Genomic DNA, 26,705 nt, shown 5'->3' with positions numbered 1-26,705 from the left:
GGGCGAACCACCGAGGCCGATGTCGACACCACACCACCTCTCCGACCGCTACGAACTCGGCGAAACGCTGGGTTTCGGTGGCATGTCCGAGGTGCACTACGCGCGCGACCTGTTGCTGCACCGCGACGTCGCGGTGAAGGTGCTGCGTGCCGACCTCGCCCGTGACCCGTCGTTCTATCTCCGGTTCCGCCGCGAGGCCCAGAACGCGGCGAAGCTGAACCACCCCACGATCGTGCAGGTCTTCGACACCGGCGAGGCCGAGACCGAGGACGGCCCGTTGCCGTTCATCGTCATGGAGTACGTCGACGGCGACACCCTCCGAGATGTGTTGCGCGCCAACGGCCCCATCTCGCCGCGACAGGCGATGACGTGGATGGCCGATGTCGCCGCGGCGATGGACTTCTCGCACCGCAACGGGATCGTCCACCGAGACATGAAGCCGGCGAACGTGATGATCGACAAGTCCGGCGCCGTCAAGGTCATGGACTTCGGCATCGCCCGCGCGATGAGCGACTCGACGTCGACGATGACCCAGACGTCCGCGGTCATGGGTACGGCGCAGTACCTGTCGCCCGAACAGGCCCGTGGCATCAAGGTCGATCCGCGCAGCGACATCTACTCGATGGGGTGCGTGCTCTTCGAACTGCTCACCGGCGAGCCACCGTTCACCGGGGACTCGCCGGTGGCGGTCGCACACCAGCACGTGCACGAGGATCCCCCGTGGCCGTCGCACGTCCGGCCGGAGATCCCGCGCGAACTCGATTCCGTCGTCCTCAAGGCGATGAGCAAGAACAAGGACAACCGGTATCAATCAGCGGCCGACCTGCGCGCCGATCTGATCCGGGTGCTCGCCGGTGGCAAACCGTCGGCGCCGATGCTGCTCTCGGACGAGGAACGCACCGAGTTCATCGACACCGGACCGCGCCGGCCCACCCGGACGGAGACGACCGGTCCGCGTCGGCCGATCGCGGGCCGCACCTCGAACGGCAACGGCGGAAACCACCGGCGTGACGAGGACACCGAGGAGACACCCCGACGCCGCTCACGGCTCCTCATGGCCGGCGCGCTGCTCGCCGTCGTGGTGCTCGTCGGAGGTCTCTTCCTGTGGTCGCCGTGGGGTTCGGGCTCGGCGGCGCAGGTGTCGGTGCCGGCGGTCTCCGGACTCAGCTCCGACGACGCGCAGGCCTCGTTGGAACGGGCCGGCTTCGAGGTGCGTGTGCTCGAGGAACCGAGCCTCGACGTCGGTGTCGGTCTCGCCACGCGGTCGACCCCGGGTGAGGGCGTGATGGCGGCCGAGGGCTCCGAGGTCGCGCTCTATGTCTCGACGGGTCCTCAGCGTGTTCGATTGCCGTCGGATCTCGTGGGCAAGACGCCGGCCGAGGCGTTGGATCAGCTCAAGGTGCTCGGGTTCACCAACGTGCGAACCGACCGCGTGGACTCGACGACCGAGATGAAGGACAAGGTGGTCTCGACGGCACCGGCCGTCGGCGCCGAGGTCCCGGTCAACGGTGCGGTCGTCGTCAACGTGGGCAACGGCCCGCGCGAGGTGACGGTCCGCGACGTCGTCGGCATGTCCGAGAGCCAAGCACGAGCCGTGCTGGAAGAGCTCGGGATGATGGTCGTCGTGGTCGCGGCCGACTCCGAGCGTCCGGCCGGTGAGGTCATCAGCACCTCACCAGGTCCCGGGTCGACCACAGAGCAGGGCAGCACCGTGCAGATCAGCGTGTCGCGGGGCAACCTCTTCACCGTCCCGAACCTCCGGGGCAAGACGCCTGCCGAGGCCCAGGCCGATCTCGAGCGGGCCGGCTGGGAGCGGTCGACGCTGACGCGGCAGACCCGCAACGTGCCGCTCGGCAGCCCCGACGACGGTCGCGTCGTCGGCCAGGAGCCGAATCCCGGGTCCCAGGCCCGCAAGAGCGGTTCGATCACGATCATCGTCGGCCAGGCGAGCCTGCTGCCCAACTGATCGTCTCTGCTGGTTGAGCCGGCACCGAGCGGAGCGAGGAGCCGAGTCGAAACCACTTCGGTGACCTCGCCGCCGAAGTCAGCCGACCGCGGTCGCCATCTCGGCTTCGAGGGCGGCCACGCGGGTCTCGTCGATCTCGATCCCACATGTCTTGAGCCAGTTGGCGAGCATCCGGTGACCGCCCTGGGTCAGGACGCTCTCCGGGTGGAACTGCACGCCGTGGATGGGTAGTTCACGGTGGGCCATCGCCATCACGATGCCCGACTCGGTGCGTCCGGTGACGACGAGTTCATCAGGGATCGTCTCGGGGAGCACCGTCAGCGAGTGATAGCGCGTGGCGGTGAACGGATCCGGCAGTCCTTCGAGCACGCCCGCGTCGTCGTGGAAGACCAGTGAGGTCTTGCCGTGCAGGAGTTCGGGTGCGCGGTCGACGGTGCCGCCGAACGCCGCACCGATCGCCTGGTGTCCCAGGCACACGCCCAGCAGCGGCAGTTCCTGTTCGGCGGCGACACGGACCATCGGCATCGTCGCACCGGCCCGCTGCGGCGTGCCGGGACCGGGGCTGAGCAGGACGCCGTCGAATCCGGCAACGGCCTCGCGCAGATGGTCGGGATCGGCCGGGGTGAGTTGCGGGTCGTCGTTGCGCCACACGACGGCCTCGACGCCCAGCTGGCCCAAGTACTGGACCAGGTTGTAGACGAAGCTGTCGTAGTTGTCGACCACCAGAATGCGACTCACGCGAGAAAGGCTACCGCCGAAGCGGGTGGTCGGCGTCGGCGACCTGGTGAGATACCGTAGATCTCGAGTGTTTGCCAGTGGCGGGGACGAGCTCACCTTCTCCCGCCCGCGTACGACCGCCCCGGCGGTGCCGCACAACGGAGGAAGTCATGCCGAAGTCAAAAGTCCGGAAGAAGACCGATTACACCATCAACCCGGCCAGCCGGACGCCGGTCAAGGTCAAGGCCGGCCCTTCGAGCACCATCTATGTAGGCGTCATGCTCGGCTTGATGGTGCTGGGTCTCGCCTGGCTCGTCGTCTACTACCTGGCCGCCACGCCCACCGCGTACGGCGGCGAGGGCCAGGTCCTGCACTGGATGGCCGAGCTCAACTCGTGGAACTTCCTGATCGGTTTCTCGCTGATGGTGGCGGGCCTGTTGATGACGATGCGTTGGCGGTAGACGCCGACGGTCGTTCGCGTGTCGAATGCGCTGAGCTGCTGAAACACACGCGTGTAAGTTATCCACACTGTGGAAATCACATGTGTGTAAGTCATCCCCATTGTGAGTAACTCCTGTGGATAACTCTGAGGTCTCTTTCACACATGCGTGGGCAACCCCCGTCGGCGCCGGTCTGGCCGGCTGCCTCGGCGGCGTCGCGTTGGTGGTGGCGGCGGTCGTCGCCGCTGCCGATCCGGCCGGCATGGTCCTGATGGGCGTCGCCGGGATTCTTCTTCTCGTGCTCGGCGCCTACACCCTGCTGGTGCGTCCCCGACTGGCCATCACATCGGGGCTGACCCCCGCTCTGGTCCTCGGGACCTTGCGAGGCCACCGGACGTACCCCCCGGAACGCATCGAACGGATTCGGACGCTGTCGATCCGTCGGGTCGGCCGGCGGGTCGGACAGCTGGAGATCGACGTTCTCGACGACGACGCAGCCGGCACGACCGCGCACGACCGCGGCGTCGGCCCTCGCGACGACACCCGACTCGTGGTCTTCAGCCGCTGGGACCTCGGGACCGACCTGCCGACCGTGGTCGACGCGCTGCGCGACGCCGGCTTCGTCGTCGACGAGGGATAGGTCGCGCCGCAGCTCAGCGGATGTAGACGAGCCCGTCGTACGCGACGCCCGCGCCGATGCTGAGCCCCAGCGCCACGACGAACAGTGCGGCGAGCGCGATCCAGCCGACGCGACTCGCGGCCTGGGGAGTCCGACGACCCGCGGGCAGCACGGCGTCGGGGAGGTACACGACGGCCGCGGTGGCGGCCGCTCCGAAGGCGAGCCCGCCGAGATGCCCGAGGACCGAGATGCCGGGCAGGGAGAACGACAGCACCACGTTGAAGCCGATGATGAGCAGAACCGGGACCGGGGACACGCGGGCCTTGAGGATGATCACGAGCATCGCGCCCATGAGTCCGTAGATGGCTCCGGAGGCTCCGGCGGTCAGGGCGCGGTCGTCCTCGAAGAGCATGACGGCAGCGCTGCCGCCGAGCAGTGCGATCGAGTAGACGGCCAGGTATCGGCCGATGCCGAGGGCGAGTTCGAGATCGCGGCCGAGGATGTAGAGCGACAGCATGTTGACGGCCACGTGCATGACGCTGAAATGCAGGAAGCCCGCGGTGAGGAGACGCCAGTACTCGCCGGCCGCGACGTCGCTCTTGAGGAGGTCGCCGGCGCCGAAGATCGCCGCACCGCCGGGATCGCCCACTCCGGCCTGGAGAACGCACAGCGCGAAGATCAGCAGGTTGACCGCGATGAGCGCGTACGTGGCGTAGGGCTGCGTCGGGGCCGTGCGGGTGCGCGCCATCACGGGGACACCGCGGCGTGGGCCGCCGAGCGACGGCGACCGTTGCACGCCGTCGTTGCGGAGGCATTCGAGACAGTGCTGGCCGACCGATGCCGGACGCAGGCACTCGGGACACGCCGGCCGTCCGCACCGGCTGCAGGACAGGCCGGTGGGACGGTCGGGATGCCGGTAACACACCGCCCGCTGCGGGGCGGTGTGTTCCGGAGAGGTCAGTTGACCTCGATCTTCTCGATGACGACCTCGTCGAGCGGGCGGTCGCTGCGGTCGGTCGACGTCGTGGCGATCGCGTCGACGACCTGCTGCGAAGCCGGATCGGTGACCTCACCGAAGATGGTGTGGCGACGGTTGAGGTGCGGGGTCGGGCCGACGGTGATGAAGAACTGCGAGCCGTTGGTCCCCGGGCCGGCGTTGGCCATCGCGAGCAGGTACGGACGGTCGAACTGCAGCTCCGGGTGGAACTCGTCGCCGAACTGGTAGCCGGGGCCGCCCATGCCGGTTCCGGTCGGGTCGCCGCCCTGGATCATGAAGCCGGAGATGACGCGGTGGAAGACCGAGCCGTCGAAGAACGGGCCGGAGTTGCCGCCGGACGCGTTGGGCTTGCTGTACTCCTTGCTGCCGTCGGCCAGCCCGACGAAGTTCTCGACCGTCTTGGGTGCGTGGTTCGGGAACAGGTCGACCTTGATGTCGCCGCGATTGGTGTGGATGACTGCGGAGCTTTTCGGTGTAGTCATCCCTCCATCCAACCACTCACCCGGATCCGCTGGTCGGGACACGGCCCCGAGGTGCGCAGATGCACCGGGCGGGGTGGCAGCGGCGCACACCGGCTGGCACTCTTGAGCCCATGTCCAAGAACTACCTCTTGACCGCGCTGGGTGTGGTCGCCGCGTCCGTCACCGCCGCCGTCGTCGTCGGCTCGCTGCGTCGCGCCCGACGCGTGGTGGCCCCGGTGTCCCCGACCGTCCCGCGGATCGAGGAGGTCCGCGAGGCGCTCGCCGAGAGCACCGAGACGCAGGCTTCGTGACCCGCCGCGGCCGACGCGACACCGGGCCGCTCGCCACGCACGGGTAATTTGGTCTCGTGACCTCAGACGACGAGCGCTCCCCGAACCCGCCGCCGGGGTCCGGCGGCGCAGACGACCGGACCCGCGAGTCCTGGTTGGCGCCCGAGAGCTCCGCACCGACGAGCAACCCGGCGCCGTGGGAACGGTCCCCCGCACGACCTGCGGGCTCGCCGACCTCGTCGCAGGGAGCCGACGCTCCCGACCGTTCCGAAGGCCGGCCGGCGCCCCGCGGTGACTTCGCGCCGCCGCCGGGGGGTCGACCGCCCACCAGATCCGGGCCCCCGCCGGGTCGGCGACCGGCCCCGCCGCGCGGTGACTCGTTCGGGACGTCTGGTCCCTCCGGGGGACCGCACCCGCCCGGTGCGCCGCGTCCGCGGCCGAACGGCCCCGGGCCCGCGCCGGCCGGGCCGGTGGCGGGCGCCAACCCCACCGTGCAGCGCCCAGGCGGCAATCCGCCCGGCCCGGGTCCGCGACCGCCGATGCCATCCGGTCCGCCCGGACGCCGACCCCCGCCCGGTCAACGTCCGGGCCCGGGAGGAGCGTCGTTCGCCAAAGGCACTCCGCCGCAAGGCAATAGGCCCACAGATGGCTCCCGTCCACCCTTCGCCGGACCCCGGCCGGGTGCAGCCCCGGGCGGACGACCCGACTCCGCCGGTCGGGATTCCGACCGGGACGATCACGCGACACAGGTGGTGGGTGCGGGCGGGCTGGCAATCGGTCTGTCCGGCGATCCGTCCCCTAATACCCGCGTCGTGGACGGTCCCGGCACGGCCGGCGCACCTGCCGCCGACCGCCCGGACACCGAGACCTCGGGCCCTGCCTCCCCGGCGACCCAGGCCTATTCAGCAGTCGAACCCGCCAGAAGTTCGGAGGACAGCGTGGCTCCCCAGTCCGGTGCCGGTCCGCGCGTCAATCGGATGGCGTTGTGGGCCCTGGCGTTGTCGATCCTCGGGATCACCTTCATCGTGGGACTGGTCCTCGGATACCGTGCGCGCACCCAGATCCGGCAGCGTCGCGAGGCGGGTCTCCCCTTCGCCACCGCCGCCATCTGGGTCGGCTGGGCCTACGCCGGGGTCTTCGTCTTCGGGCTGCTCGTCTACGGGTGGATTCTGTTCATCGCCTGAGCCGGACTCACAAGCGGCGAGCCGCCCATCCGGCCCCTGAGGAGCGAACACGTCACCCCGCCCCCTGAGGAGCGAGGTTGCGAGCGTCTCGAAGGGTCCGCCGCGCCGGCAGCACGAACACGGCCGCGAGGAGGGCGCACACGAGAAGACCGGCCGTGAGGAGGTACGTGTCGGCGATCGCCGAGGCCAACTCGGGCGCAGCGTCGATGCGTTCGGCGGGACTCAATGACATCGCACCCGCCACTCCCCGACCGTCGACCGCCGTACTGCGCGAATTCATCAGGGCCGCAATGGTGGCCGTGATCGCGGCCGACGCCAGCGCGACGGCGAACTGGTTCGAGGTCGTGAGGATGGTCGTGCCGCCCGGGGTGTCTGCGCTCTCGAGGTCGCGGGTGGCGGCCGTCATGGTGGGCAGCATCGTCGCGCCGACACCGATCCCCATGAGAGCGAGGATCGCGACGACGGCCGGGTAGGGGGTCGACTCGTCGAGCAGCGTGGCCATCAGAATCATCGCCGTCGTCGACAGCACGATGCCGCACATCGCAACCCGTCGCGGGTCCACGGAATCGGCGACCCGCGTGGCGATCTGGAGAGTGATGCCGCTCAGGAGCGCGGGGAGGACGAACAGCATGCCCGCGGTCGTGGCCGAATCGGACCGGACCGACTGGACGTAGATGGGCAGGATCGTCATCGACCCGAAGTACGCCCCGGCGAAGAAGATCATCACCACGACGCCACCGCGTAGACGCGCGTGCGCCAGCAACCGGAGATCCAGGACGGGCGTGCGGCTGCGCAGCGATCGTCGGACGAAGTAGCCCAGGAGGACCAGGCCGATACCGACCGGGACAAGTATCGATGCCGCGAGCAGCGACCCGGTGTCCCCGGCGCGGGACAGGCCGAGAACCAGGAACGCCCCGCCCAGTGACAGCGCCGCCACGGCTCGCAGGTCGATTCGCGGCACGCCGCGCGTGGCGGTTCGGGGGAAGAACCGCCACGCCAGGACCGCCGCGATCAGGCCGAGGGGCACGTTCACCGCGAAGACGACACGCCAGCTGCCGTGGTCGACGAGTACGCCGCCCAGCACCGGACCGAGCACGGGACCGACGAGGGTGGGCAGTCCCAGGATGGCCATCATCCGACCGCGCAGCGCCTCCGGCACCGCCTGCAGCGCAATGGCCATGCCGACGGGTTGCAGCATCCCACCACCGAGCCCCTGGAGTGCACGAAAGACGATGAGACTGCCGATGTTCCAGGACAGGGCGGTGAGGAGCGAACCGAGAACGAAGACCAGGAGGGCCGCGCAGTAGACCCGTCGGCCGCCGAAGCGGTTGCTGGCGTAGGCCGACAGCGGCATGACCGCGACAAGGGCCAGTGCATACGCGGTGGTCACCCACTGCACGCTGGACAGCGGCGCGTCGAATTCGGTGGTCAGTTGCGGGAGCGCGACGGTCACGACCGTCACGTCGAGCATCACCATGAGAGTCGGGACGACGAGGATGAGGCCGATGCGCCGGCTCGCCGGGTCGAGTGTGGTCACGACGACGAGCACACAACCTCAAGTTCAGTTGAAGTCAAGGGCGGTGTGAAATCCCGCGTCTTGGGGCAAGGTGGAGAGATGCCGGACAACGAGAAGCCCACCTGGACCACGACCGACGACGAAGTGAAGGCCGACCCCGACATGCGGAGCGACCCCGACGAGAATGACGGGCCGGCCTCGGCACTGCCCACCGCAGGGGACACCGAGATCGGCGAGACCGACCGAATCCGGGAAGACAAGGCGTCTTACGACGGAGCACAGCCACCGGCCGACCACACTGATGAGGGTCACGCGGTCGGCGGATCGGAGGGCACGACCGATGGCCAGTGACACCCCCTCCGGACAGAAACGCACCATCGTCCTCACCGGCGCCAGCGACGGGATCGGCGCAATTGCAGCGCGATCCCTGGCCGGACCCGACACCGATCTCGTCCTCGTCGGACGCTCGGCGAAGAAGCTCGCGCCGATCGCCGCCGAGACGGGTGCGCGGCAGTTCACCGCCGACTTCTCCGCACTCTCGGAGGTGCGGGATCTCGCCGCCGAGATCAACTCCGCCGTCGGAACCATCGACATACTCATGAACAACGCGGGCGGGACGTTCGACGCGTCGCACCGCACGTCCGACGGGCACGAACCCAACTTCCAGATCAACCATCTCGCACCGTTCCTGCTGACCCACCTGCTGCGGGACCGGTTGGCCGCTGCCCCACAATCGCTCGTCCTGAACACGTCCAGCGTCGGCAACCTCTTCGGAAAGGTCGACCTCGACGACCTGGATTTCGAGAAGCGACGGACCCTCGCGATGCGGCCCTACGGTACGGCCAAGCTGATGAACATCCTGTTCACACGGGGGATCGCGCATCGCTGGACCGGTGACAAGATCTATTCCGCCGCAGTGCATCCCGGTCCGGCGGCGACGAGCTTCGGCCGCGACTCACGGTTCGTCGGGCTCGCCTACCGGTCTCCGCTGACGCGCCTGGTGACCATCACCCCCGAGCAGGGAGCTGCCCCGCTCATCGCCCTGGCCGAGCGCGGCGCCGACCCGACGGTCAACGGTGTGTACTTCGATCGCCACAAGGCCAATGGTCGGGAGAACCGTCAGGCCCATGACCAGAAGCTGATCGACGGGTTGTGGCAGCGATCGGCGGAACTCACCGGTTTGACGTGACCTGACCCGTCTCCAACGGCCTGACCTGGGCCGTGGCCGAAGCCGCGGTTGTTCTCTACGTTGGCGGTCGGAGACCGACACCGTCTACCTGGACACAGGAGGTTCAGATGACACGCAACATCCTCTTCATCATGACCGGCGCCGGCAGCTGGACGCTGAATGACGGCTCGAGCCACAAGACCGGGTTCTGGGCCGAGGAGGCCGTCGCGCCGCTGGAAGTGTTCCGCGCAGCCGGCTACAAGGTGACCGTAGCCACTCCGAACGGCGCGAAACCACCCGTCGACGAGACGAGCCTCGCGGTCGAGAGCATCGGCACACCTGAGCGCGCCGCGGAGATCCGCCACGTCGTGGAGACCGCTCCGGAGCTGCAGAAGCCGATCGCGCTCACCGACGTTCGCATCGCCGACTACGACGCCGTGTTCGTGCCGGGCGGCCACGGACCCATGGAGGACCTGGCCGTCGACGCGGACGCGGGAGCTCTGCTGATAGCGGCCGACGAGGCGCAACTGCCGCTCGGAATCGTCTGTCACGGTCCGGCGATCCTGTTGGCGGCGAACAACTCCGACGGCGTCAACGCGTTCGCCGGCCGCACGGTGACCGGCTTCAGCAACGCCGAGGAGGAACAGGCCGGGCTCGCCGACAAAGCTCCCTGGCTCCTCCAGGATCGGCTCACCCAGGCGGGGTTCAAGGTCACCCTCGCCGAACCGTGGACGGTCCACATCGAGACCGACGGCAACCTGCTGACCGGCCAGAATCCCGCGTCGTCGGAATCCTTGGCACGCACCCTGCTGGATCGCCTCGAGAACGTGCCGCAGGGTTCCAAGTAGCAGGGCACTCACCACCGAGCGCGACGCCTGCCCCACACGGGGGCAGGCGTCGCGCTCGTTCTCAGTGCCGAGAGTCGTACGGCAGCAACGCCATCTCTCGCGCGTTGCGGATCGCCGTGGCGACCTGGCGCTGCTCCTGCGGGCTCAGCCCCGTGAGGCGTCGGCTGCGGATTCGGCCCTTGTCGGACAAGAACTGCCGTAGCAACGCGACATCCTTGTAGTCCACGGGATTCCGCCCGTCGACCCGCACACCCTGTGCGATGAGCAGGTTCCGTTTGCGCTTCGCCGGCACTTCCTCGCGCTGACGTTGTCTTCTGTTGGCCATCACTGTTCCTCGTTCTCGTGGGTCCGGATCACCAGCTGGACTTCTGGATTCCGGGTAGTTCGCCGCGGTGCGCGAGTTCGCGGAACCGCACGCGCGACAGGCCCGCCTTGCCGATGTACCCGCGGGGCCGGCCGTCGACGGCGTCCCGGTTGCGCAGTCGAGTCGGACTGGCGTTGCGCGGCAGCCGTTGTAGGCGTCGTAGCGCTTCCGAACGCTCCTCGGGCGTCGAACTGGCTGCGACGCTCGCGCGCTTCAGTTCGGCGCGGAGGTCGGCATACCGCGCGACGACCTCGCGGCGCTGTTCGTTGCGGACGATCTTGGACTTCTTGGCCATCAGCGGTCCTCTCGGAAGTCGACGTGGGCGCGGGCGATGGGGTCGTACTTGCGCAGCACCATCCGGTCGGGATCGTTGCGGCGGTTCTTCCGAGTCACATAGGTGTATCCGGTCCCGGCGGTGGAACGCAGTTTGACGATGGGCCGGATCTCGTTGCGCGCCATCAGACCTTCTCCCCTCGGGCACGAATCTTGCGCAGCACCGACTCGATGCCGTGCTTGTCGATCGTCGAGATCCCCTTGGCGCTCACGCGCAGCGTCACGTACCGCCCCTCGCTGGGCACGTAGTAGCGGCGGCGCTGGATGTTCGGATCCCACCGGCGTGAGGTCCGCTTGTGCGAATGCGACACCTGCTTGCCGAAGCCGGGTACTCGACCGGTGACCTGGCACCTCTTGGACATGCTGCCTCCTGTTCTTATCGACAATGATTGGCATTAACTGTGCGGCCACGGTACCGTCGTCGAAACACAAATGGAAATCATTCTCAATAGAACGGAGTGGAGTCGTGCTCGACGATCAATCCGCGAACCACCCGCAGGACGCCCCGGGCGACCAACGGACCCCGGTCGTGCTGGTCACCGGGCTCGACGTGTCGTCGATCCACCGGGTGGGCGACGCGTTGGAGTGCGGCGGCGTCGGCAGCGTCCAGGTCCACCACGACCTGACACAGGTCGAGGATGGCCGCGTCGTCCGGACCCTCAGCTGGCGGGGTCCCGACGGTCGCAGCCAGCATGACGTCTGCATCGTGGAACTGGCCCACGGCTGCATCTCGTGCACTCTTCGCGAGGACCTGCTCCCTCTGCTGCGGCGGCTGCATCGTCGACCGTCGGTGAACCGGATCGTCCTCACACTCGATCCCGTCCTCGAACCCGAGCAGGTCGCCTGGTCGATCGAGAACGTCATCGTCTCGGACATGCCGGGGTTCGACGACGTCCCGGCGGCGGCCGACGTCCGCGTCGATCTCACCGTTGCCTGTGTGGCCGAGGAGGATTGGCTGACGTCGGCGACCGGCGATCTGTCTCTTGCCGAAGGCGGGCACGTCGCACTCGACGACGACCGCACCCTCGCTCAGGTGGCGGTCGGTCAGGTCGCCTTCGCCGACGCGCTGGTGGTCGCGGCATGCGACCCGACCGTCCGCGACGCCTGGGCGTCCGCGCGACTCGTCGCCGTCCTCAAACGGTTCGCGCCGAACGTCCCGATGATGTTCGAGTTGCCGCAGCGCCCGATCACACCCGTCCTGGCCGAGCAACTGCTCGCCGCGGCACCGCCCCGTTCACGTCGCGGACGCATCGACGGTCCGCACGACCCTCTCCTGGCGGGCGAACCGCCACTGGAATCCGACTGCGGGGTCACGTGGGTCGAGTTCCACAGCGATCGACCGCTGCACCCGGGTCGCTTCCACGAGGCGATCGACGCCCTCCTCGACGGGGTCGTCTGTGCCCGCGGGCGACTCTGGATCGCCACCCAGCCCGACGAGGCGCTCTGGCTCGAGTCGGCCGGCGGCGGACTGCGCGTCGCGCACGGAGGTCCCTGGCTCGCCTCGATGACCGATGACGAACTCGCGCAAGTACCCGACGAGCGTCGGGCTCTCGGTGCACTGCGCTGGGACGAGACCTTCGGCGACCGGCACACCTCGCTCGTCGCGCTCGTCCATCAGGGCGACCCCGCCGAGATCGAGGAGGCCCTCCGCGGCGCCTGCCTGAACGAGGTCGAATTCGCTGCCGGACAACAGTTCTGGTCGCACTTCGACGATCCGTTCGGGCAGTTCCACGCCGACCCGTGCGATGACCTCGACGTCGGCGAGTCGACCGTGGACGCATTCCCCGGCGTCGACGCTGATCCCCGGGACAACTGAACCCGCACCGACCCACATCTCACCGGAAGGCACCCACATGAAGAAGGGCATCCACCCCGATTACCACCCCGTCGTCATCCGCGACGGATCGACGGGCAAGGAGTTCCTCACCCGATCGACGGCGACATCGTCGACGACCGTCACCTGGTCCGACGGCAACGAGTACCCGCTCATCACCGTCGATGTCACCAGCGACTCGCACCCGTTCTACACCGGGGTCAACACGATCCCCGACGTCGCCGGCCGGGTCGAGAAGTTCCGCCGGCGCTACGCGCACCTGGACAAGAAGAGCGACTGAGGGTCATCGTCGGACGACGTCAGTTCTTGTCGTCCTTCGGTTTCCCGTTCCCCTTGTTCTCGCTGTTGCCACCGCCGCCGTCGCCACCGCCGCCGTCGCCACCGCCGCTGTTGCCACCGCCGCTGTTGCCCCGCCCGTTTCCGCCGCTTCCGGCCGGTCCCTCCTCGCGCTGGGGCGTGTCGGTCTCCGTCGCGCCCGTGGGGACAGGGATCGGCGCGGGCACGTCGACCGTGCTCGGCGGCGGAGTCGGCCGGGATTCAGTGGTCGAGGACTCGGCGGCCGGCAGGGAGGTCGGGGTCGCCGGAACAGGTGTGTCGTCGTCGGATCCGGTGGCGATGACGACGACCGCGACGAGCAGGGCGGTCAGCAGAGCGGCGGCGCCACCCAGCACGGCCATCGACGTTCGACGTCGGGACCGGTTCGGCCCTCCCGGAAGCGGAGCCGTCCCCGAGGCGTTCCGAGGTGGTGGGATCAGTGTCGGCATCGGCGCCGTGAGCCGACTCGTCCCCGCTTCCGTGCCCGTGTTGTCGGTATGTCCGGCCAGCGCCGCGCTCATCGCCGCAGCACTCGGAAACGGCACGGTGTCACCCGGACGCATGGCCCGGTCGATCGTCTCGCGCAGTGCCGGCGCGACATCCGGACGGATGTCGGCCAGCAGTGGCGGCGGCGCGTGCAGGATCGCGTGCGCGACGGCGGCAGGGTTGTCGTGGTCGTACGCTCGGCGACCCGTCAGAGCCTCATATGCGACGACCGCAGCCGCGTAGAGATCGTCGGCCGGTGTCGCCGCCCGGCCCAACACGCGACCGGGACTGAGGTAACAGATGGTTCCGACCACTTCTCCCGTCGCCGTGTGCGCCATCCCGGCCGTCTTGGCGATGCCGAGATCGGCAACCTTCACCCGGTCGCCGGACATCAGCAAGTTCGCGGGTTTGATGTCGCGGTGCAGCACCCCGGCGGAATGGGCGGCGTACAGGGCGGCCAGGACGTCCTCGAGGATCGCGGCGACGCGGTGGGGCGGCAACGGCCCGCCGACCATGAGATCGCCGACCGTTGTGCCACTCAGCCGTTCCATCACGATGTACGGCGTCCCGTCGTGCTCGCCGAAATCGTGGACGGCGACGATGTTGGGGTGGTTGAGCGCGGCGGCCGCCCGCGCCTCTGCAATGAACCGGTCACGTGCGACCGTCGGGGTCTCCGGCTCTGAGCGCAGTAGCTTGATGGCGACCGACCGGTGGAGTCGCCGGTCCCACCCGTCGTGGACCACCGCCATGCCACCGCGTCCGAGAACTCCCCGGATCTCGTAGCGTCCGTCGAGCAGGTCTCGGTCCACCTGTTCACGGTAGCGGGTGTCATTCCCGGCCATCGTCGACCCGGAGCCGGAGTCGGACGGCGTGATCTCAGCCCGGCAGCAACCCGTCGACCAGCGCGTCGACGATGTCGTCGACCGGCACATCCGGGAGCAGCGGACCGGTCAGCTGGTCCAGCAGGAGGCCGTCGACGGCGTAGTGGAAGAGGGCGATCTCCCGGGCCGTCCCCGGCAGGCCGGCTTGTTCGTTGAACGCCACGTCCCCGGCGAACCCGGTCCGACGCCATTCCCCGATGATCTCCGCGACCTCAGGGCGTCGAATTCCTTCCAACCGGAGTTCGATCAGTGCGATGGTGACGGTCCGGTTCACCATCAGGCGCTCGACGATGTTGCGGAGATACTCGGCGAACAGCTCCCGCGTCGGTGTCCGTCCGACCCGCTCGGCGATGAACTCGTCACTCGGTGCCAGTCGCTCGTAGATGCGCTCCACCAATCCGGTGAGAAGTGCTGAGCGAGAACGGAAGTAATTCGTCGTCGTACCGAGGGGCACTCCGGCGGCACGGTCCACCGCGCGGTGGGTGAGCCCCCGCGCGCCGGCGTTGGCGAGCACTTCGAGACCCGCATCGGCCAGGGCGCGTCGACGGTCGTCGTTACGGGCCATGAGAAAACGATAGCGCAACCACTACATGTGCTGTAGTTTCCAACCACTACATCTGAAGTGATTGGGGAACAGCATGCGTGAACTCGTGTACTACGTAGCCGTGAGTCTCGACGGGTACATCGCCGGACCGGACGGCCAGTTCGACGCCTTCCTCTTCGAAGGCGATCACATGGACGGCATCAATGAGCAGTACTCGGACACGCTTCCGACGCATTACGCCGAGATGCTCGGTGTGATTCCACGAGGCGATCGGTTCGACACCGTCCTGATGGGTTACGGCACCTACGCGGCCGGCTTGCCCGACGTCACGAGCCCGTACCGGCACTTAAATCAGTACGTGTTCACCCACCGCCACCACGAACCGGTCGATGGCGTGACATTCACCGACCGCGATCCGGCCGAGGTGGTCCGCGAACTGAAAGACCGGGACGGTCTGGACATTTGGTTGTGCGGTGGTGGCAGACTCGCTGCGCAGCTCGCCGGGGAGATCGACCGCTTCGTGCTCAAACGGCACCCCGTGTTGCTCGGTGCGGGTATCCCGTTCGTGGCGCCGGGAACCTATGCGCCGCGGCGGTTCGAGAGGATCAGCGCACGGGAGTTCGACTCCGGGGTGTCGTTCGCGGAGTACGCCGCGACGCAGGCACGGACCTAGCTCAGCACCGCGAGCGCCTCGTCGGCCGCCACGAGGTCGGCCATCGACACGGTCCTGGTGGTGCTGCGGAGTTGGCCCGCCGCTCGCGAGGCAGCCAGTGCGGTCAACCGGCCCGTCGCCTCGGACTGCCCGGAGCCCGAGGCCTCCCGACGCTCGCCGGTGCGCCGATTCTCGGCGACGACATGCCATGCGTCCGACCCGAGGGCAGGCGCCCACGTCAGCGTGCTGCGCAATGCCGGAACCCGACCGATCAGACCGAGTGCCGCGGTCATCGGCCTCGAACTGAGGGTGAGATACGACCGGACCACGCCGGGTCTGTCGCCGAGAAGGACATGGTCGGGGAAGTCCGCGCGTAGGTAGCGCCGGGCCCGGCCGTCGGGTCCGGTCGCTTGCCGGCTTTCCCGGAGATTCCGCACCGGCCGAGTCTCCGGCGGGCGGTGGACGTCGGCGCCGACCAGTCCGACGGTCCACGCGACCGCGGCGGGACCGTGTTTCTCCCCGGCTCCGAGCATCACGAGCACATCGAGATCGTCGCCGGGCCGCGAGTCGAGTGCGGCGGTCAGGATGGTGCTGAGGCCCGGTGCCAACCCTGCCCCCAGGACGACGGGTCCGGTGGCGGTGGCGCGTAATCGGTCGAGATAGGCGCCGGAGGCCGAGATGTCGACCAGCGGCGTCTGCCCGGTCGCGGCTCCCAGCTCCGGGCGTTCGATGCCGGAGGCGTTGACGACGACATCGTGTTCGGCAGCGAGGTCGCGCAGGGTCGCGAGGTCGGCCCGCAGATCGATCCGGGCGTCCCCGCGCGCCGTGCGGCTCGTCACGGTCACGACGTGACCGTCCTGCTCGAGTTCGCGGGCAACGACGGTGCCCACCGCACCCCGCCCGCCGAGAAGCAGGACTCGCAGGTGCTCACCTTTGTTCGATTCGCTCATCCACTCCACTTTCCTCGTCCCCGTCTTCTTCAGGACCATGCTCGGGGACGGCGGTCGCGACCGGCGAGCACCTTTGCGGAATCTGCAAAGATGGCGCCATGAGCGCGGAGCTGGGGAACCTGATCGGCGCGATCGGTCCGCGGCTGGACGACCGAGGCCCGCAGTGACGGCGACCGCGGCGACATCCCGGACCGCAACGTGTGGCGTCGCCTGACCGGCGTGTGCATGTCGCGGAAACACGAAAAGCGACGAGGGGCTCGTCAAGCCGCTCGTCGCCTTCGAGGTGAAGTGGTGGAGCCTAGGAGATTCGAACTCCTGACATCTGCCTTGCAAAGGCAGCGCTCTACCAACTGAGCTAAGGCCCCGGGCCGTACCGATCGGTTCGGCGGGATGCGAGATTCCGATGTCCGAAAACATCTGTCGCAGTGGGCCTAGGAGGACTTGAACCTCCGACCTCTTCGTTATCAGCGAAGCGCTCTAACCGCCTGAGCTATAGGCCCTTGAACCGAGGAGTGAGATTACCCGACCGATGCCCCAACAAACAAAACGGCTGGTCAGGGGCTCGCTCAATCGAGGTCGGCGAGAGTCACCTCGGCGCCGCCGACGAGGTCGGCACAGATGTTGTAGATGTAGCTGCCGATCGTCGCGAGCGCGGTCAGCAGGATCGCGTTGATGGCGCCCAGGAGCGCCGCGGCGCCGAAGACGGTGCCCGCCCCGATCACGTCGTTACTCGCGGCCGATTCCTCCGCCATGAGCGTTCCGAAGCTGTTGTTCACCTGATCCCACACGCCCATGCCGTCGAGGATGAGGTACAGCACGGCGACGGAAATCATCCAGATGAAGAACCCGACCACCGACAGCACGGCCGCGACCTTGAACGTCGCCCACGGGTCGATCCGACGCACCTGCACCGAGGCGCGCAGCGCGGTCCCGGCGGCGAGTACCTGGCGAGGCGCCGACCGCGGTGCGGAGGGCTTGGATCCCGGCGCCTGTGCCGTCTCGGGTCGCTTCAGGTCCGCCGTGTGGTGGATCTGATCGAGGTCGGGCAGATCGTTCTCCGGAAGGTGCCCGCGATCGATCGTGCTGGTGGGTGACTCGACGAAGCCGGGTTCCTCGGTCGCCGTCGCCGTACCCGATCGGCGCGGACTCTCCAGCTTGGTCACCGGGGCCTGCTGGCCGCTCATGCTGGCGGCAGCGGTGCCGCTGTTCGTCACGACGCCGCGCGGCGGCGGGCCGCCCGGGTTGTTCAGCGGCGGGCCTGCCGGGCCCTCACCGGTGCTCGGACGCTGGGCGGCGTCGCGGTTGAACGTCTCGGTCGGGGCGGCCGACGGATCGTCGGCCGGCCCCCGCTGCCACGGCGGCACCAGTCCCCCGGTCGGGGTTCCCGTTCCGGGTCCCGCCGGTCCCCCGGCGGGGCGCCCGTTCTGGTCCTGATGCGGCTCGTTCGGTGTGCTCACAGACATTCCCTCACTCAGGCGTTCCTGACGTTGCTCGCTCGGCGCCGGGTCCGAGCCCGCCGTTCCCCGACCCGTCGACTCGCGACGGGTCGAGCAACAGTAGCCTTCACCCTAACGCCTAGGAAGAGACCTCTGTCTCGTCCGGCTCGTCGGCGTTGCGGGCGATGGCGATGACCGTGGTGCCCTCGTCGATGTTCATCAGACGGACACCCTTGGTCTGGCGTCCGGCCTTGCGCACCGATTTCGCCGTGGTGCGGATGACGCCGCCCCCCGAGGTGATGGCGTAGAGCTCGGAGTCGTCGTCGACGATGAGCGCGCCGATCAGTTCACCGCGTCGACGATCGTGGGCGATCGTCAGCACACCCTTGCCGCCGCGACCCTGCACCGGGTAGTCGTCCATACCGGTCCGCTTGGCGTACCCGCCGGACGTGGCGACCAGCAGGTAGGTGCCCTCGCGGACGACGTTCAGTGACAACAGCGTGTCGTCGGTGTTGAACCGCATGCCCTGGACGCCGGAGGTCTGCCGGCCCATCGGCCGCAGGGCTTCGTCGTCGGCGTGGAACCGGATCGACTGTCCCTTCTGCGACACCAGGAGCAGATCGTCGTCGGCGCTGCACAATTGGGCGCCGACCAACTCGTCCTCGCCACGCAGGTTGATCGCCGCGATGCCGCCGGAGCGGTTGGAGTCGAAGTCGACCAGTCGCGACTTCTTCACCAGGCCGTTGCGGGTGGCGAGCACCAGATACGGCGCATCCTCGTAGGTCTTCAGCTGGATGACCTGGGCGATCCGCTCCTCCGGCTGGAAGGCCAGGAGGTTGGCGACATGCTGACCACGGGCGGTGCGGTTCGCCTCGGGCAGCTCGTAGGCCTTGGCGCGGTAGACGCGACCCTTGGTGGTGAAGAACAGGATCCAGTCGTGGGTCGAGCACACGAAGAAATGCTTGACGATGTCGTCCTGCTTGAGCCCGGCACCCTGCACACCCTTGCCGCCGCGACGCTGACTGCGGTACAGGTCGGTCTTGGTGCGCTTGGCGTATCCGGTCTCGGTGATCGTGACGACGACGTCCTCGCGAGCGATCAGATCCTCGTCGCTGACATCGCCGTCGGCCGCGATGATCTTGGTCCGACGCTCGTCACCGTACTTCTCGACGACCTCCTTGAGCTCGTCGCGCACGATGGCGCGCTGACGCTCGGGCCGGTCGAGGATGTCCTTGTAATCGGCGATCTCGAGTTCGATCTCGGCGAGTTCGTCGACGATCTTCTGGCGTTCCAGGGCCGACAGACGGCGCAACTGCATCGCGAGGATGGCATCGGCCTGGATCTCGTCGATGTCGAGGAGGTCGATCAGGCCGGTACGCGCGGTCTCGGTGTTGGCCGAGCGGCGGATCAGCGCGATCACTTCGTCAAGCGCGTCAAGGGCTTTCACCAGACCACGCAGGATGTGCGCGCGCTCCTCGGCCTTGCGCAACCGGTACCGCGTCCGTCGCACGATGACGTCGATCTGATGCGCCACGTAGTAGCGGATCATCTGGTCCAGACGCAGCGTGCGGGGCACGCCGTCGACGATGGACAGCATGTTCGCACCGAAGCTGGTCTGCAACTGGCTGTGCTTGTACAGGTTGTTCAGGACGACCTTGGCGACGGCGTCGCGACGCAGCGTCACCACGATCCGCATGCCGACGCGGTCCGAGGACTGATCCTCGATCCGGCTGATGCCCTTCAGCTTTCCTTCGTTGACCTGCTCGGCGATCGATTGGATCAGGTTGTCCGGGTTGACCTGGTAGGGCAACTCGGTGACCACCAGCGTGGTGGATCCCTTGTTCTCCTCGATGTCGACGACACTGCGCATCCGGATGCTGCCGCGCCCGGTGGTGTAGGCGTCCTTGATCCCCTGGCTGCCGACGATCAGTCCGGCCGTGGGGAAGTCGGGTCCCTTGATGCACTCCATGCACGCGGCGAGGGTGGTCTCGTCGTCGGCGTCGTGGTTCTCCAGCGCCCAGAACACCGCATCGGCAACCTCGTTGAGGTTGTGCGGGGGCATGTTCGTCGCCATACCGACGGCGATACCGCCGGAACCATTGATCAGCAGGTTCGGGATACGCGACGGCAGGACCGTCGGTTCATTCGTCTTGCCGTCGTAGTTGGGGACGAAATCGACTGTCTCCTCGCCGATGTCGCGCAGCATCTCCATGGCCAGCGGGGTGAGCCGGGCCTCGGTGTAACGCATCGCCGCGGCACCGTCGTTGCCCCGCGAGCCGAAGTTGCCCTGACCGTCGATGAGCGGGTACCGCATTGACCACGGCTGGGCGAGGCGCACCAGGGCGTCGTAGATCGCGGTGTCGCCGTGCGGATGGTAGTTACCCATCGTCTCCGCAACGGGTTTCGCCGATTTGACGTAGCTGCGGTCCGGGCGGAACCCGGCGTCGAAGGACGCGTAGAGGAGGCGGCGGTGCACCGGCTTGAGACCGTCGCGGACCTCGGGGAGCGCACGGCCCACGATGACGCTCATCGCGTAGTCGATGTAGCTCTTCTGCATCTCCTGCCCGAGATCGACGGGCTCAATGCGATCGCCTTCACCGCCGGCGGGCGGCAGGGTGGTGTCAGTCATGTGTGTACTTTCTCCGATCGGAGCGGAATCGCAGGAACCCGCGATCAGACATCGAGGAAGCGAACGTCTTTCGCGTTGCGGGCGATGAAGCTGCGTCGGGCGGCGACGTCCTCACCCATCAGGATGGAGAACAGTTCGTCGGCGGCCGCGGCGTCGTCGAGGGTGACCTGGCGCAGGACACGCACGGCCGGGTCCATCGTGGTCTCCCACAGTTCCTTGGCGTTCATCTCACCGAGACCCTTGTACCGCTGGATGCCGTCGTCGGTGTTGATCTTCTTGCCCGCCGCACGACCGGCCTCGAGCAGTCCGTCCCGCTCGCGGTCGGAATAGGCGAACTCCGGAGCCGACTTCTGCCACTTGAGCTTGTACAGCGGCGGCATCGCGAGGAACACGTGACCGTGCTCGATGAGCGGCCGCATGAAGCGGAACAGCAGGGTGAGCAGGAGGGTCGAGATGTGCTGACCGTCGACGTCGGCGTCGGCCATCAGCACGATCTTGTGATAGCGGAGCTTGCTGATGTCGAACTCGTCGTGGATGCCCGTGCCGAAGGCGGTGATGATCGACTGGACCTCGGTGTTCTTGAGCACCCGGTCGATGCGCGCCTTCTCGACGTTGATGATCTTGCCGCGCAACGGAAGGATCGCCTGATACATCGAGTCGCGGCCCGACTTGGCGCTGCCGCCGGCCGAGTCGCCCTCCACGATGTAGACCTCGCACTTGCTCGGGTCGTTGCTGCGGCAGTCGGCGAGCTTGCCGGGGAGGCCACCGATGTCGGTGGCGGTCTTGCGGCGCACCAGATCGCGGGCGTTGCGTGCTGCCATCCGGGCCCGCTGCGACTCGACGATCTTCTTGATGATCGTCTTCGCCTCGGCCGGGTTGGCCTCCAACCAGTGTCCGAGGTGCTCACTGCACACGCGCTGGACGAATCCCTTGACCTCGGTGTTGCCCAGCTTCGTCTTGGTCTGGCCCTCGAACTGCGGATCACCGACCTTCACCGAGATCACCGCGGCGAGGCCCTCGCGGATGTCGTCACCCGAGAGGCGGTCTTCCTTCTTGTCCTTGATGAGCTTCTTGTCCACCGCGTACTTGTTCACGGTGAGGGTCAGCGCGGCGCGGAAACCCTCTTCGTGGGTACCACCCTCGTGGGTGTTGATGGTGTTGGCGAAGGTGTGGACCGACTCGGAATAGCCTGCGTTCCACTGCATCGCGACCTCGACCTCGTGGCCGGTGCCCTGGCCGGTGAAGCCGACGACGGTGGTGTGGATCGACTGCTTGGTCCGGTTGAGGTGCTTGATGTAGTCGACGAGCCCGTCGGGGTAGTGATAGGTCCGAGTCTTCGGCTTGGCCGCGGCGGCGGCCTTCTCCTCCTCGGACTTCACCGCCTCGGCGGCCTCGGTGGTGCCGCTCTCCTCGTCACCGTCGGCGTCACCCGGCGGCTCGATGGCCTGTGGACGCTGATCGGTCAGCGTGATGGTGAGGCCCTTGTTCAGGAAGGCCATCTCCTGCAGACGACGCGCCACGGTCTCGGCGTTGAATCGTGTGGTCTCGGTGAAGATCTCGGGGTCCGGCCAGAACCGCACCGTGGTGCCGGTCTTGCGCGTCGGGGTCCCCTTCTCGAGGGCGCCGGGTGTCGCGTAGGTGTAGGTCTGCTCCCAGTTGAATCCGTCGTTCTGGATCTCCAGCTCCACCTTGGTGGACAACGCGTTGACCACCGAGATGCCGACGCCGTGCAGACCACCGGACACCGCGTAGGCGTCGGAGTCGAACTTGCCGCCGGCGTGCAGCTGGGTCATGACGACCTCGACCGTCGGCACGCCCGTGCGGTGCATGCCGGTCGGGATGCCGCGGCCGTCGTCGACGACCTGGACGCCGCCGTCGGCCAGGAGGGTCACGTCGACGCGCGAGGCGAAGCCGGCCATCGCCTCGTCGACCGAGTTGTCGACGACTTCCCAGATCAGGTGGTGCAGCCCTCGCTCACCGGTGGATCCGATGTACATGCCGGGCCGTTTGCGGACGGCTTCCAGACCTTCGAGGATGTTGATCGAATCGGCGCCATACTCTGACGGCTTCTTCTTGTTCTTCTTCGGTCCGGTGTCGTTGGTGTCGGCCACGAGGTGCGTCCGCTCCTGTTCTGCTCACCGACGGATCAGGTGGTCTCCGGATCCGTCGTCGATCCTTCTCGACGGGGCACACGGCGGTTGCGCGCACAGGGATACCCGGTGGGTACATCCGGGTAGCCTGGAGGCGCTGTCTGTCTGCTGTTGTGCACCCCTGTCGGGACAACTCTCCACAGTGTACTGCCTGACTCGCCCTGGAACGCGCATCCGGGGCCGCTAACAGGCCCTCAGAACGATTTTTTTGCCTCGATCCCGGTTCGATCGTGGCTTGGGGATGGAAAACGGCCCACGAGGCTCTGCAACTAGTAAAGTGCGGTCGAGTCTGCTAGCGGCGCGTCAGCCGTAGGTGTCGCGTGGGCCGCGCCCGCGCACATGCCGTTCACCCTTACGCCACGACGGGCCCTTCGGACCGCTGATCCGCAACGAGGTGACCTGGCCGTTGCCGATGGCGGCCGCGATCTTGGCGAGGATCTGGGCCTGGATGTAGCGAAGTTGCGTCGCCCATGCCGTCGACTCGGCCTGCACGTGGAGGACGTTGTCGCGCAACGCAACCGGCTTCGCATGAGCGGCTATGTCCGAACCCACGATCTGTTCCCACATCCCGAACAGGGTGCCTTCGCCGATCTTCTCCTGCCACCCGCGATCCTTCGCCAGACCTCCGACGAGCCGGCCGAAGGGCTGCGGATCCCGCGGATCCGGACCGGAGCCGGACCAGCGTCGACGCCCCTGGGATCCGCGCGGGACCCGACGGACGGGTGACGCCCGGCCCCTGCCGACCGACTTACCCGCGGCGCGGGCCTGGGCCCGGGCCTCCTCGAGCGCCTTGCGGGCACGCTCGTACCCGCCGAGTTCGCCGGGCGGTGTCGGCCGTGGTGCGGGGTCGGCAGGATCCGGGGACCCGGACGGGCGATCGTCACTCATGGGCTTCCTCCCCCGCTGCCGTCACATCGTCGAGCGCAGAGTCGACGATGTGCGACCGCCGGCCCGCATCGTCGTCGACCACATCGACGCCGATCCGCCGGCCACCGATCCGCCCGGGGATGTCCTCGGCGACGGCGGCGGTGATGAGGAGTTGCTCGGCGTCGGCGGTGAAATCGACGAGTTGCGCGCGCCGCTTGGCGTCGAGTTCGGCGAACACGTCATCGAGCATGATCACCGGCTCGACACCTTCGGCGCGGGTGAGCTCGACGGAGCCGAGGCGCAGAGCCAGTGCCAACGACCAGGATTCCCCGTGTGAGGCAAAGCCTTTCGCGATATCGCTGCCGAGGACGATGTCGATGTCGTCGCGATGCGGACCGACGAGACACAAGCCCCGCTCGATCTCCTTGTCGCGCAACTCCGTCAGGCGTAGTGCCAGCACGTCGGCGATCGCCTCGGGTGTGTGTTCCTCGATCTCCACACCGCCGGCGGGACGATACCGGAGCACGGCCGGCCGTGAATGCGGCGCGATCGACGCATACGAGCCGGTGAAGTGCGGCTCGAGCTCGGCGAGCACCGACAACCGCGCGGCGATCACCTGACCGCCGACATCCGCGAGCTGACCGTCCCAGACATCGAGCGTGCTGACCACCGAATCTGCCTGTTGCCCACCACGTCTCAGCGCCGCGGCGGCAGTCTTGAGCAAGGCCGACCGCTGACGCAGGACCCGGTCGTAGTCCGCGCGGGCGGCGGCGAAACGGGGACCCCGCTGCGCGACGAGCTCGTCGACGAAGCGTCGTCGGTCGCTCGGGTCACCACGCACCAGGGACAGGTCCTCCGGCGCGAACAGCACCGTACGGAGGATGCCGAGCAGGTCGCGGGGCCGCCGCGCAGGGCTGCGGTTGATCGTCGCCTTGTTGGCGCCCTCGGCATTGATCCGCAGCTCGGCGGTCAGCTCACGGCCGTCGTTCTCGACCGTCGCGGTCACCGACGCCGACGCCGATCCCGCGTGTACGAGCGGTGCATCGGAACTCACCCGGTGTGAGCGCAGCGTCGAGAGATAGAACAGCGCCTCGAGCAGATTGGTCTTGCCGAAGCCGTTGCGGCCGGTGAAGACCGTCGGCCCGGGTGCCAGATCGAGGTCGACGGCCCGCCACGATCGGAAATCGCGCAGATGCAGCTCACGGACGAACACGAGTCGGCGTCGATCCTGAGGACGGTGAGGCCGTAGCGGCCGTCAGCCCGGGAGGCGGACGGGCATCAACAGGTAGCTGAACGCGCTCTCGGGAGCGACGAAGGCGCCGGACTCGTCCGCGACCGGATCCTCTCCGCTGGCCGGGCGGAGGACGGCAGGCCGACTGGGGGTGGTGAATCCGAAGTCCACCGCGTCGGCGTTGATCGCCGACAACCCGTCCTGCAGGTACCCGGGATTGAACGCGATCGTGAGGGGCTCACCCTGGAACGACACGGGCAGCTCCTCCTCGGCCTTGCCGGCCTCGTCGCCGCCCGCGGTGAGCAGCACGGATCCCTCGGAGAACTCCATCCGGACCTGCGCGCCGCGCTCGGCGACCAGGGCCACACGCCGGATCGCCTCGATCAGCGGACCACTGTCGATGGTGGCGACGGCGGTGTGGCTGGCCGGGAGCAGCTGACGGAACTTCGGGAACTCCGCGTCGAGCAGGCGGGTGGTGGTCTTCTTGGTCTCTCCCAGGATGCCGAGGATGCCGTCGGATCCGATGGCCGCGCCACCACCGAACGCCAGCGAGACGACGCCGGTGCCCTCGGCACCTGCGGTCTTGGCGCTCTCCGAGAGCGTCTTCGCGGGCACCAGGACGGCCCCCTTGGTGTCGGGATCGGAAGGCTCCCACTGCAATTCACGCACCGCGAGGCGGAAACGGTCGGTCGCGGCGAGGACGACGGAGTTGCCCTCGATCTCGACGCGGACACCGGTGAGCATGGGCAGGGTGTCGTCCTTGCCGGCCGCCACGGCCACCTGCGAGATCGCCTCGGCGAAGAGCTGCGACGGGATCGTTCCGGTGACGGAGGGCACGTCGGGCAACTGCGGGTAGTCCTCGACCGGCATCGTCGGGAGCGAGAACTTCGCGCTGCCACAGGTGATCGCGACGCGTGCACCGTCGAGGGTCACATCGACCGGTTTGTTCGGCAGGGCCTTGGTGATGTCGGCGAGGAGCCGACCGGAGACCAGGACCTGTCCGGGCTCGGCGACCTCCGCGCCCAGATTTTCCTGGGCCGAGACCTCGTAGTCGAAACCCGAGACGGTCAGGCCCGTTTCGCCGACGTTGAGCACCACACAGCCGAGAACCGGGACGGGCGGACGAGACGGGAGACTGCGGGCCACCCAGGCGACGGAATCAGCGAACTCGTCACGCGCGACACGAAACTTCATGCTGGGAGGTTGCCCTTCTCTCGTTCTCGTTCCCGCCTGGATCGCCGGGTCGGCGCCGCAGCGGGTCGGCCGGCCTGGAGTGGGATCCCGCATCCGGGAATCCCACTGTAGAACGCCGCCGCCCGAGCCGGAGTGGTTGGGGCCAAGTCAGACCGTCGTCGGAGCCGGCCGCGGGCGACCCGATCGGCGACGGTCTGTGCACAGACCTTCTTACAAAAGAATCTCTTTCTAGAGGGATCCATCTCAGTAATAGGAGTTGTGCAATCTGTGGACAACCATGACATCGGGCCAGTCCGGGCGGGTGTGGACGTGTGCATGACCGGTGGAGCAACGTCGAGCGGATCCGTCCGGGGATGTGGAGTTCTCATGTTGTTCGCGCGGCGTCCACCGGCGATGCACATGCCGACCCCGGTTATCCCAAGGATTGTGCACAGCTGGTGATCGATCGTGAGCAGGGTCGATGTCGGCCGAATCCGACTGTGGGAAGGCGGTCCACGGCGGCGAAGACTCTCGACCCGAGGACCAGACTTGGCATTCGAAGGGGCCATCGCAGTCGCCATCGGATGCCACTGCGGGCGGCGGAACACCCCCGGACGACCGCACCCCCGGGCCGTCGTGGCCTCGGGGGTGCGG

At 67.9% G+C, this 26,705-nt stretch carries 28 protein-coding genes and 2 tRNA genes; 11 read left to right on the top strand and 19 right to left on the bottom strand.

All coding sequences use genetic code 11. The features are described 5' to 3' along the window. The first annotated feature begins 19 nt into the window (after positions 1 to 19). Positions 20 to 1,966 (top strand): Stk1 family PASTA domain-containing Ser/Thr kinase, encoded by a 1,947-nt coding sequence (gene pknB / locus AS181_RS18555; RefSeq protein ID WP_058253014.1) that lies wholly within the window; start codon positions 20 to 22, stop codon positions 1,964 to 1,966. Between the two features lie 78 nt (positions 1,967 to 2,044). Here pknB and AS181_RS18550 read toward each other — a convergent pair whose 3' ends face one another. Beyond that, positions 2,045 to 2,704: an aminodeoxychorismate/anthranilate synthase component II gene (locus AS181_RS18550; protein ID WP_058253013.1), complete on the bottom strand. Its 660-nt coding sequence runs from the start codon at positions 2,702 to 2,704 to the stop codon at positions 2,045 to 2,047. Positions 2,705 to 2,853: 149 nt separating this feature from the next. Between AS181_RS18550 and crgA the strand changes: the two genes are divergently transcribed. Both crgA and AS181_RS18540 read left to right on the top strand, forming a co-directional pair. Next, a complete protein-coding gene (crgA, locus tag AS181_RS18545; protein WP_010843022.1) occupies positions 2,854 to 3,144 on the top strand; it encodes a cell division protein CrgA in 291 nt (96 codons plus the stop codon). 115 nt (positions 3,145 to 3,259) lie between these two features. Beyond that, positions 3,260 to 3,763, top strand: coding sequence for a PH domain-containing protein (locus tag AS181_RS18540; protein ID WP_058253012.1), 504 nt, complete (start codon positions 3,260 to 3,262; stop codon positions 3,761 to 3,763). Positions 3,764 to 3,776: 13 nt separating this feature from the next. Here AS181_RS18540 and AS181_RS18535 read toward each other — a convergent pair whose 3' ends face one another. Together AS181_RS18535 and AS181_RS18530 are read right to left on the bottom strand one after the other, a co-directional pair. After that, positions 3,777 to 4,490 carry a rhomboid family intramembrane serine protease gene (locus tag AS181_RS18535; RefSeq protein WP_058253057.1) on the bottom strand — a complete coding sequence of 238 codons (714 nt, stop codon included), beginning with the start codon at positions 4,488 to 4,490 and terminating at the stop codon, positions 3,777 to 3,779. Between the two features lie 209 nt (positions 4,491 to 4,699). Beyond that, positions 4,700 to 5,221, bottom strand: a complete 522-nt coding sequence (locus AS181_RS18530; RefSeq protein ID WP_058253011.1) for a peptidylprolyl isomerase — start codon at positions 5,219 to 5,221, stop codon at positions 4,700 to 4,702. 110 nt (positions 5,222 to 5,331) lie between these two features. On the opposite strand from AS181_RS18530, the gene AS181_RS25195 reads away from it, so the two are divergent. Both AS181_RS25195 and AS181_RS25455 read left to right on the top strand, forming a co-directional pair. After that, entirely contained in the window at positions 5,332 to 5,511 is a 180-nt protein-coding gene (locus AS181_RS25195) for a hypothetical protein (protein ID WP_171011560.1), read from the top strand. 731 nt (positions 5,512 to 6,242) lie between these two features. Next, positions 6,243 to 6,674: a DUF4190 domain-containing protein gene (locus AS181_RS25455; RefSeq protein WP_231742545.1), complete on the top strand. Its 432-nt coding sequence runs from the start codon at positions 6,243 to 6,245 to the stop codon at positions 6,672 to 6,674. A gap of 52 nt (positions 6,675 to 6,726) precedes the next feature. On the opposite strand, the gene AS181_RS18515 is transcribed toward AS181_RS25455, so the two are convergent. Next, complete coding sequence (locus AS181_RS18515) at positions 6,727 to 8,211, bottom strand: DHA2 family efflux MFS transporter permease subunit (protein ID WP_058253055.1); 1,485 nt, start codon at positions 8,209 to 8,211, stop codon at positions 6,727 to 6,729. A 78-nt stretch (positions 8,212 to 8,289) separates the two neighbouring features. Between AS181_RS18515 and AS181_RS18510 the strand changes: the two genes are divergently transcribed. The 3 genes from AS181_RS18510 (at position 8,290) to AS181_RS18500 (ending at position 10,206) form a co-directional block, all read left to right on the top strand. Then, a complete protein-coding gene (locus AS181_RS18510; RefSeq protein WP_058253009.1) occupies positions 8,290 to 8,541 on the top strand; it encodes a hypothetical protein in 252 nt (83 codons plus the stop codon). Next, entirely contained in the window at positions 8,531 to 9,379 is an 849-nt protein-coding gene (locus AS181_RS18505; RefSeq protein WP_058253008.1) for an SDR family NAD(P)-dependent oxidoreductase, read from the top strand. The genes AS181_RS18510 and AS181_RS18505 overlap by 11 nt, the downstream gene beginning before the upstream one ends. A gap of 107 nt (positions 9,380 to 9,486) precedes the next feature. Continuing rightward, positions 9,487 to 10,206: a type 1 glutamine amidotransferase domain-containing protein gene (locus AS181_RS18500; protein ID WP_058253007.1), complete on the top strand. Its 720-nt coding sequence runs from the start codon at positions 9,487 to 9,489 to the stop codon at positions 10,204 to 10,206. A 61-nt stretch (positions 10,207 to 10,267) separates the two neighbouring features. Here the strand turns inward: AS181_RS18500 and rpsR are convergent, their stop codons facing one another. Genes rpsR through rpmB form a run of 4 tightly spaced genes read right to left on the bottom strand, consistent with a single transcriptional unit; the run spans position 10,268 to position 11,265 of the window. Continuing rightward, positions 10,268 to 10,531, bottom strand: a complete 264-nt coding sequence (gene rpsR, locus AS181_RS18495; protein WP_058253006.1) for a 30S ribosomal protein S18 — start codon at positions 10,529 to 10,531, stop codon at positions 10,268 to 10,270. A gap of 28 nt (positions 10,532 to 10,559) precedes the next feature. Continuing rightward, complete coding sequence (rpsN, locus tag AS181_RS18490) at positions 10,560 to 10,865, bottom strand: 30S ribosomal protein S14 (protein ID WP_058253005.1); 306 nt, start codon at positions 10,863 to 10,865, stop codon at positions 10,560 to 10,562. Next, complete coding sequence (gene rpmG / locus AS181_RS18485; protein ID WP_058253004.1) at positions 10,865 to 11,029, bottom strand: 50S ribosomal protein L33; 165 nt, start codon at positions 11,027 to 11,029, stop codon at positions 10,865 to 10,867. The genes rpsN and rpmG overlap by 1 nt, the downstream gene beginning before the upstream one ends. Beyond that, on the bottom strand, positions 11,029 to 11,265 hold the full coding sequence (gene rpmB, locus AS181_RS18480; RefSeq protein WP_004020952.1) for a 50S ribosomal protein L28: 237 nt from the start codon (positions 11,263 to 11,265) through the stop codon (positions 11,029 to 11,031). The genes rpmG and rpmB overlap by 1 nt, the downstream gene beginning before the upstream one ends. 104 nt (positions 11,266 to 11,369) lie before the next feature. Here rpmB and mrf point away from each other — a divergent pair, with 104 nt between their 5' ends. After that, positions 11,370 to 12,719 carry a ribosome hibernation factor-recruiting GTPase MRF gene (mrf, locus tag AS181_RS18475; RefSeq protein WP_058253003.1) on the top strand — a complete coding sequence of 450 codons (1,350 nt, stop codon included), beginning with the start codon at positions 11,370 to 11,372 and terminating at the stop codon, positions 12,717 to 12,719. A gap of 37 nt (positions 12,720 to 12,756) precedes the next feature. Then, a complete protein-coding gene (locus tag AS181_RS18470) occupies positions 12,757 to 13,017 on the top strand; it encodes a type B 50S ribosomal protein L31 (protein WP_058253002.1) in 261 nt (86 codons plus the stop codon). Positions 13,018 to 13,036: 19 nt separating this feature from the next. Here AS181_RS18470 and AS181_RS18465 read toward each other — a convergent pair whose 3' ends face one another. Then, positions 13,037 to 14,347, bottom strand: a complete 1,311-nt coding sequence (locus tag AS181_RS18465) for a serine/threonine-protein kinase (RefSeq protein WP_058253054.1) — start codon at positions 14,345 to 14,347, stop codon at positions 13,037 to 13,039. 67 nt (positions 14,348 to 14,414) lie between these two features. Next, complete coding sequence (locus tag AS181_RS18460) at positions 14,415 to 14,984, bottom strand: TetR/AcrR family transcriptional regulator (RefSeq protein ID WP_058253001.1); 570 nt, start codon at positions 14,982 to 14,984, stop codon at positions 14,415 to 14,417. Between the two features lie 73 nt (positions 14,985 to 15,057). On the opposite strand from AS181_RS18460, the gene AS181_RS18455 reads away from it, so the two are divergent. Beyond that, positions 15,058 to 15,636, top strand: coding sequence for a dihydrofolate reductase family protein (locus tag AS181_RS18455; protein WP_058253000.1), 579 nt, complete (start codon positions 15,058 to 15,060; stop codon positions 15,634 to 15,636). Here AS181_RS18455 and AS181_RS18450 read toward each other — a convergent pair. The 9 genes from AS181_RS18450 to dnaN all read right to left on the bottom strand — a co-directional run bounded on the left by AS181_RS18450 (position 15,633) and on the right by dnaN (position 26,072). Beyond that, the gene (locus AS181_RS18450) at positions 15,633 to 16,565 is read right to left on the bottom strand and encodes a saccharopine dehydrogenase (RefSeq protein ID WP_058253053.1); all 933 of its coding nucleotides are present in this window, start codon (positions 16,563 to 16,565) and stop codon (positions 15,633 to 15,635) included. The two genes, AS181_RS18455 and AS181_RS18450, sit on opposite strands and share 4 nt — an antisense overlap. Positions 16,566 to 16,854: 289 nt before the next feature. Further along, positions 16,855 to 16,930 (bottom strand) — tRNA-Ala (locus tag AS181_RS18445). A 61-nt stretch (positions 16,931 to 16,991) separates the two neighbouring features. Then, a tRNA-Ile gene (locus tag AS181_RS18440) sits at positions 16,992 to 17,065 on the bottom strand. 66 nt (positions 17,066 to 17,131) lie between these two features. Then, the gene (locus AS181_RS18435; RefSeq protein ID WP_058253052.1) at positions 17,132 to 18,022 is read right to left on the bottom strand and encodes a DUF3566 domain-containing protein; all 891 of its coding nucleotides are present in this window, start codon (positions 18,020 to 18,022) and stop codon (positions 17,132 to 17,134) included. Positions 18,023 to 18,140: 118 nt separating this feature from the next. Next, positions 18,141 to 20,630, bottom strand: a complete 2,490-nt coding sequence (gene gyrA / locus AS181_RS18430; RefSeq protein WP_058252999.1) for a DNA gyrase subunit A — start codon at positions 20,628 to 20,630, stop codon at positions 18,141 to 18,143. A gap of 44 nt (positions 20,631 to 20,674) precedes the next feature. After that, complete coding sequence (gene gyrB / locus AS181_RS18425) at positions 20,675 to 22,741, bottom strand: DNA topoisomerase (ATP-hydrolyzing) subunit B (RefSeq protein ID WP_058252998.1); 2,067 nt, start codon at positions 22,739 to 22,741, stop codon at positions 20,675 to 20,677. Positions 22,742 to 23,083: 342 nt separating this feature from the next. Beyond that, a complete protein-coding gene (locus AS181_RS18420; protein ID WP_058252997.1) occupies positions 23,084 to 23,668 on the bottom strand; it encodes a DUF721 family protein in 585 nt (194 codons plus the stop codon). Then, the gene (recF, locus tag AS181_RS18415; protein WP_058252996.1) at positions 23,661 to 24,860 is read right to left on the bottom strand and encodes a DNA replication/repair protein RecF; all 1,200 of its coding nucleotides are present in this window, start codon (positions 24,858 to 24,860) and stop codon (positions 23,661 to 23,663) included. Before recF ends, AS181_RS18420 begins: the two co-directional genes overlap by 8 nt. 42 nt (positions 24,861 to 24,902) lie before the next feature. Further along, entirely contained in the window at positions 24,903 to 26,072 is a 1,170-nt protein-coding gene (gene dnaN, locus AS181_RS18410; RefSeq protein WP_058252995.1) for a DNA polymerase III subunit beta, read from the bottom strand. Between the last annotated feature and the right edge of the window lie 633 nt (positions 26,073 to 26,705).

It is taken from the genome of Gordonia sp. SGD-V-85 (assembly GCF_001456905.1).
GTDB classification, from domain to species: domain Bacteria; phylum Actinomycetota; class Actinomycetes; order Mycobacteriales; family Mycobacteriaceae; genus Gordonia; species Gordonia hongkongensis.
Note: the sequence above shows the minus strand (reverse complement) of the source record. Positions and strands in the feature narration are given on the sequence as shown.

Bases quoted from the DNA above. Each gene is read 5' to 3' on its own strand.
- pknB (WP_058253014.1), top strand. From the start codon at position 20: ATGTCGACACCACACCACCTCTCCGACCGCTACGAACTCGGCGAAACG.
- crgA (WP_010843022.1), top strand. From the start codon at position 2,854: ATGCCGAAGTCAAAAGTCCGGAAGAAGACCGATTACACCATCAACCCG.
- AS181_RS18535 (WP_058253057.1), bottom strand. From the start codon at position 4,490: ATGGCGCGCACCCGCACGGCCCCGACGCAGCCCTACGCCACGTACGCG.
- AS181_RS18530 (WP_058253011.1), bottom strand. From the start codon at position 5,221: ATGACTACACCGAAAAGCTCCGCAGTCATCCACACCAATCGCGGCGAC.
- AS181_RS25195 (WP_171011560.1), top strand. From the start codon at position 5,332: ATGTCCAAGAACTACCTCTTGACCGCGCTGGGTGTGGTCGCCGCGTCC.
- AS181_RS18510 (WP_058253009.1), top strand. From the start codon at position 8,290: ATGCCGGACAACGAGAAGCCCACCTGGACCACGACCGACGACGAAGTG.
- AS181_RS18505 (WP_058253008.1), top strand. From the start codon at position 8,531: ATGGCCAGTGACACCCCCTCCGGACAGAAACGCACCATCGTCCTCACC.
- AS181_RS18500 (WP_058253007.1), top strand. From the start codon at position 9,487: ATGACACGCAACATCCTCTTCATCATGACCGGCGCCGGCAGCTGGACG.
- rpsR (WP_058253006.1), bottom strand. From the start codon at position 10,531: ATGGCCAACAGAAGACAACGTCAGCGCGAGGAAGTGCCGGCGAAGCGC.
- rpsN (WP_058253005.1), bottom strand. From the start codon at position 10,865: ATGGCCAAGAAGTCCAAGATCGTCCGCAACGAACAGCGCCGCGAGGTC.
- rpmG (WP_058253004.1), bottom strand. From the start codon at position 11,029: ATGGCGCGCAACGAGATCCGGCCCATCGTCAAACTGCGTTCCACCGCC.
- rpmB (WP_004020952.1), bottom strand. From the start codon at position 11,265: ATGTCCAAGAGGTGCCAGGTCACCGGTCGAGTACCCGGCTTCGGCAAG.
- AS181_RS18470 (WP_058253002.1), top strand. From the start codon at position 12,757: ATGAAGAAGGGCATCCACCCCGATTACCACCCCGTCGTCATCCGCGAC.
- AS181_RS18460 (WP_058253001.1), bottom strand. From the start codon at position 14,984: ATGGCCCGTAACGACGACCGTCGACGCGCCCTGGCCGATGCGGGTCTC.
- AS181_RS18455 (WP_058253000.1), top strand. From the start codon at position 15,058: ATGCGTGAACTCGTGTACTACGTAGCCGTGAGTCTCGACGGGTACATC.
- AS181_RS18450 (WP_058253053.1), bottom strand. From the start codon at position 16,565: ATGAGCGAATCGAACAAAGGTGAGCACCTGCGAGTCCTGCTTCTCGGC.
- gyrA (WP_058252999.1), bottom strand. From the start codon at position 20,630: ATGACTGACACCACCCTGCCGCCCGCCGGCGGTGAAGGCGATCGCATT.
- AS181_RS18420 (WP_058252997.1), bottom strand. From the start codon at position 23,668: ATGAGTGACGATCGCCCGTCCGGGTCCCCGGATCCTGCCGACCCCGCA.
- dnaN (WP_058252995.1), bottom strand. From the start codon at position 26,072: ATGAAGTTTCGTGTCGCGCGTGACGAGTTCGCTGATTCCGTCGCCTGG.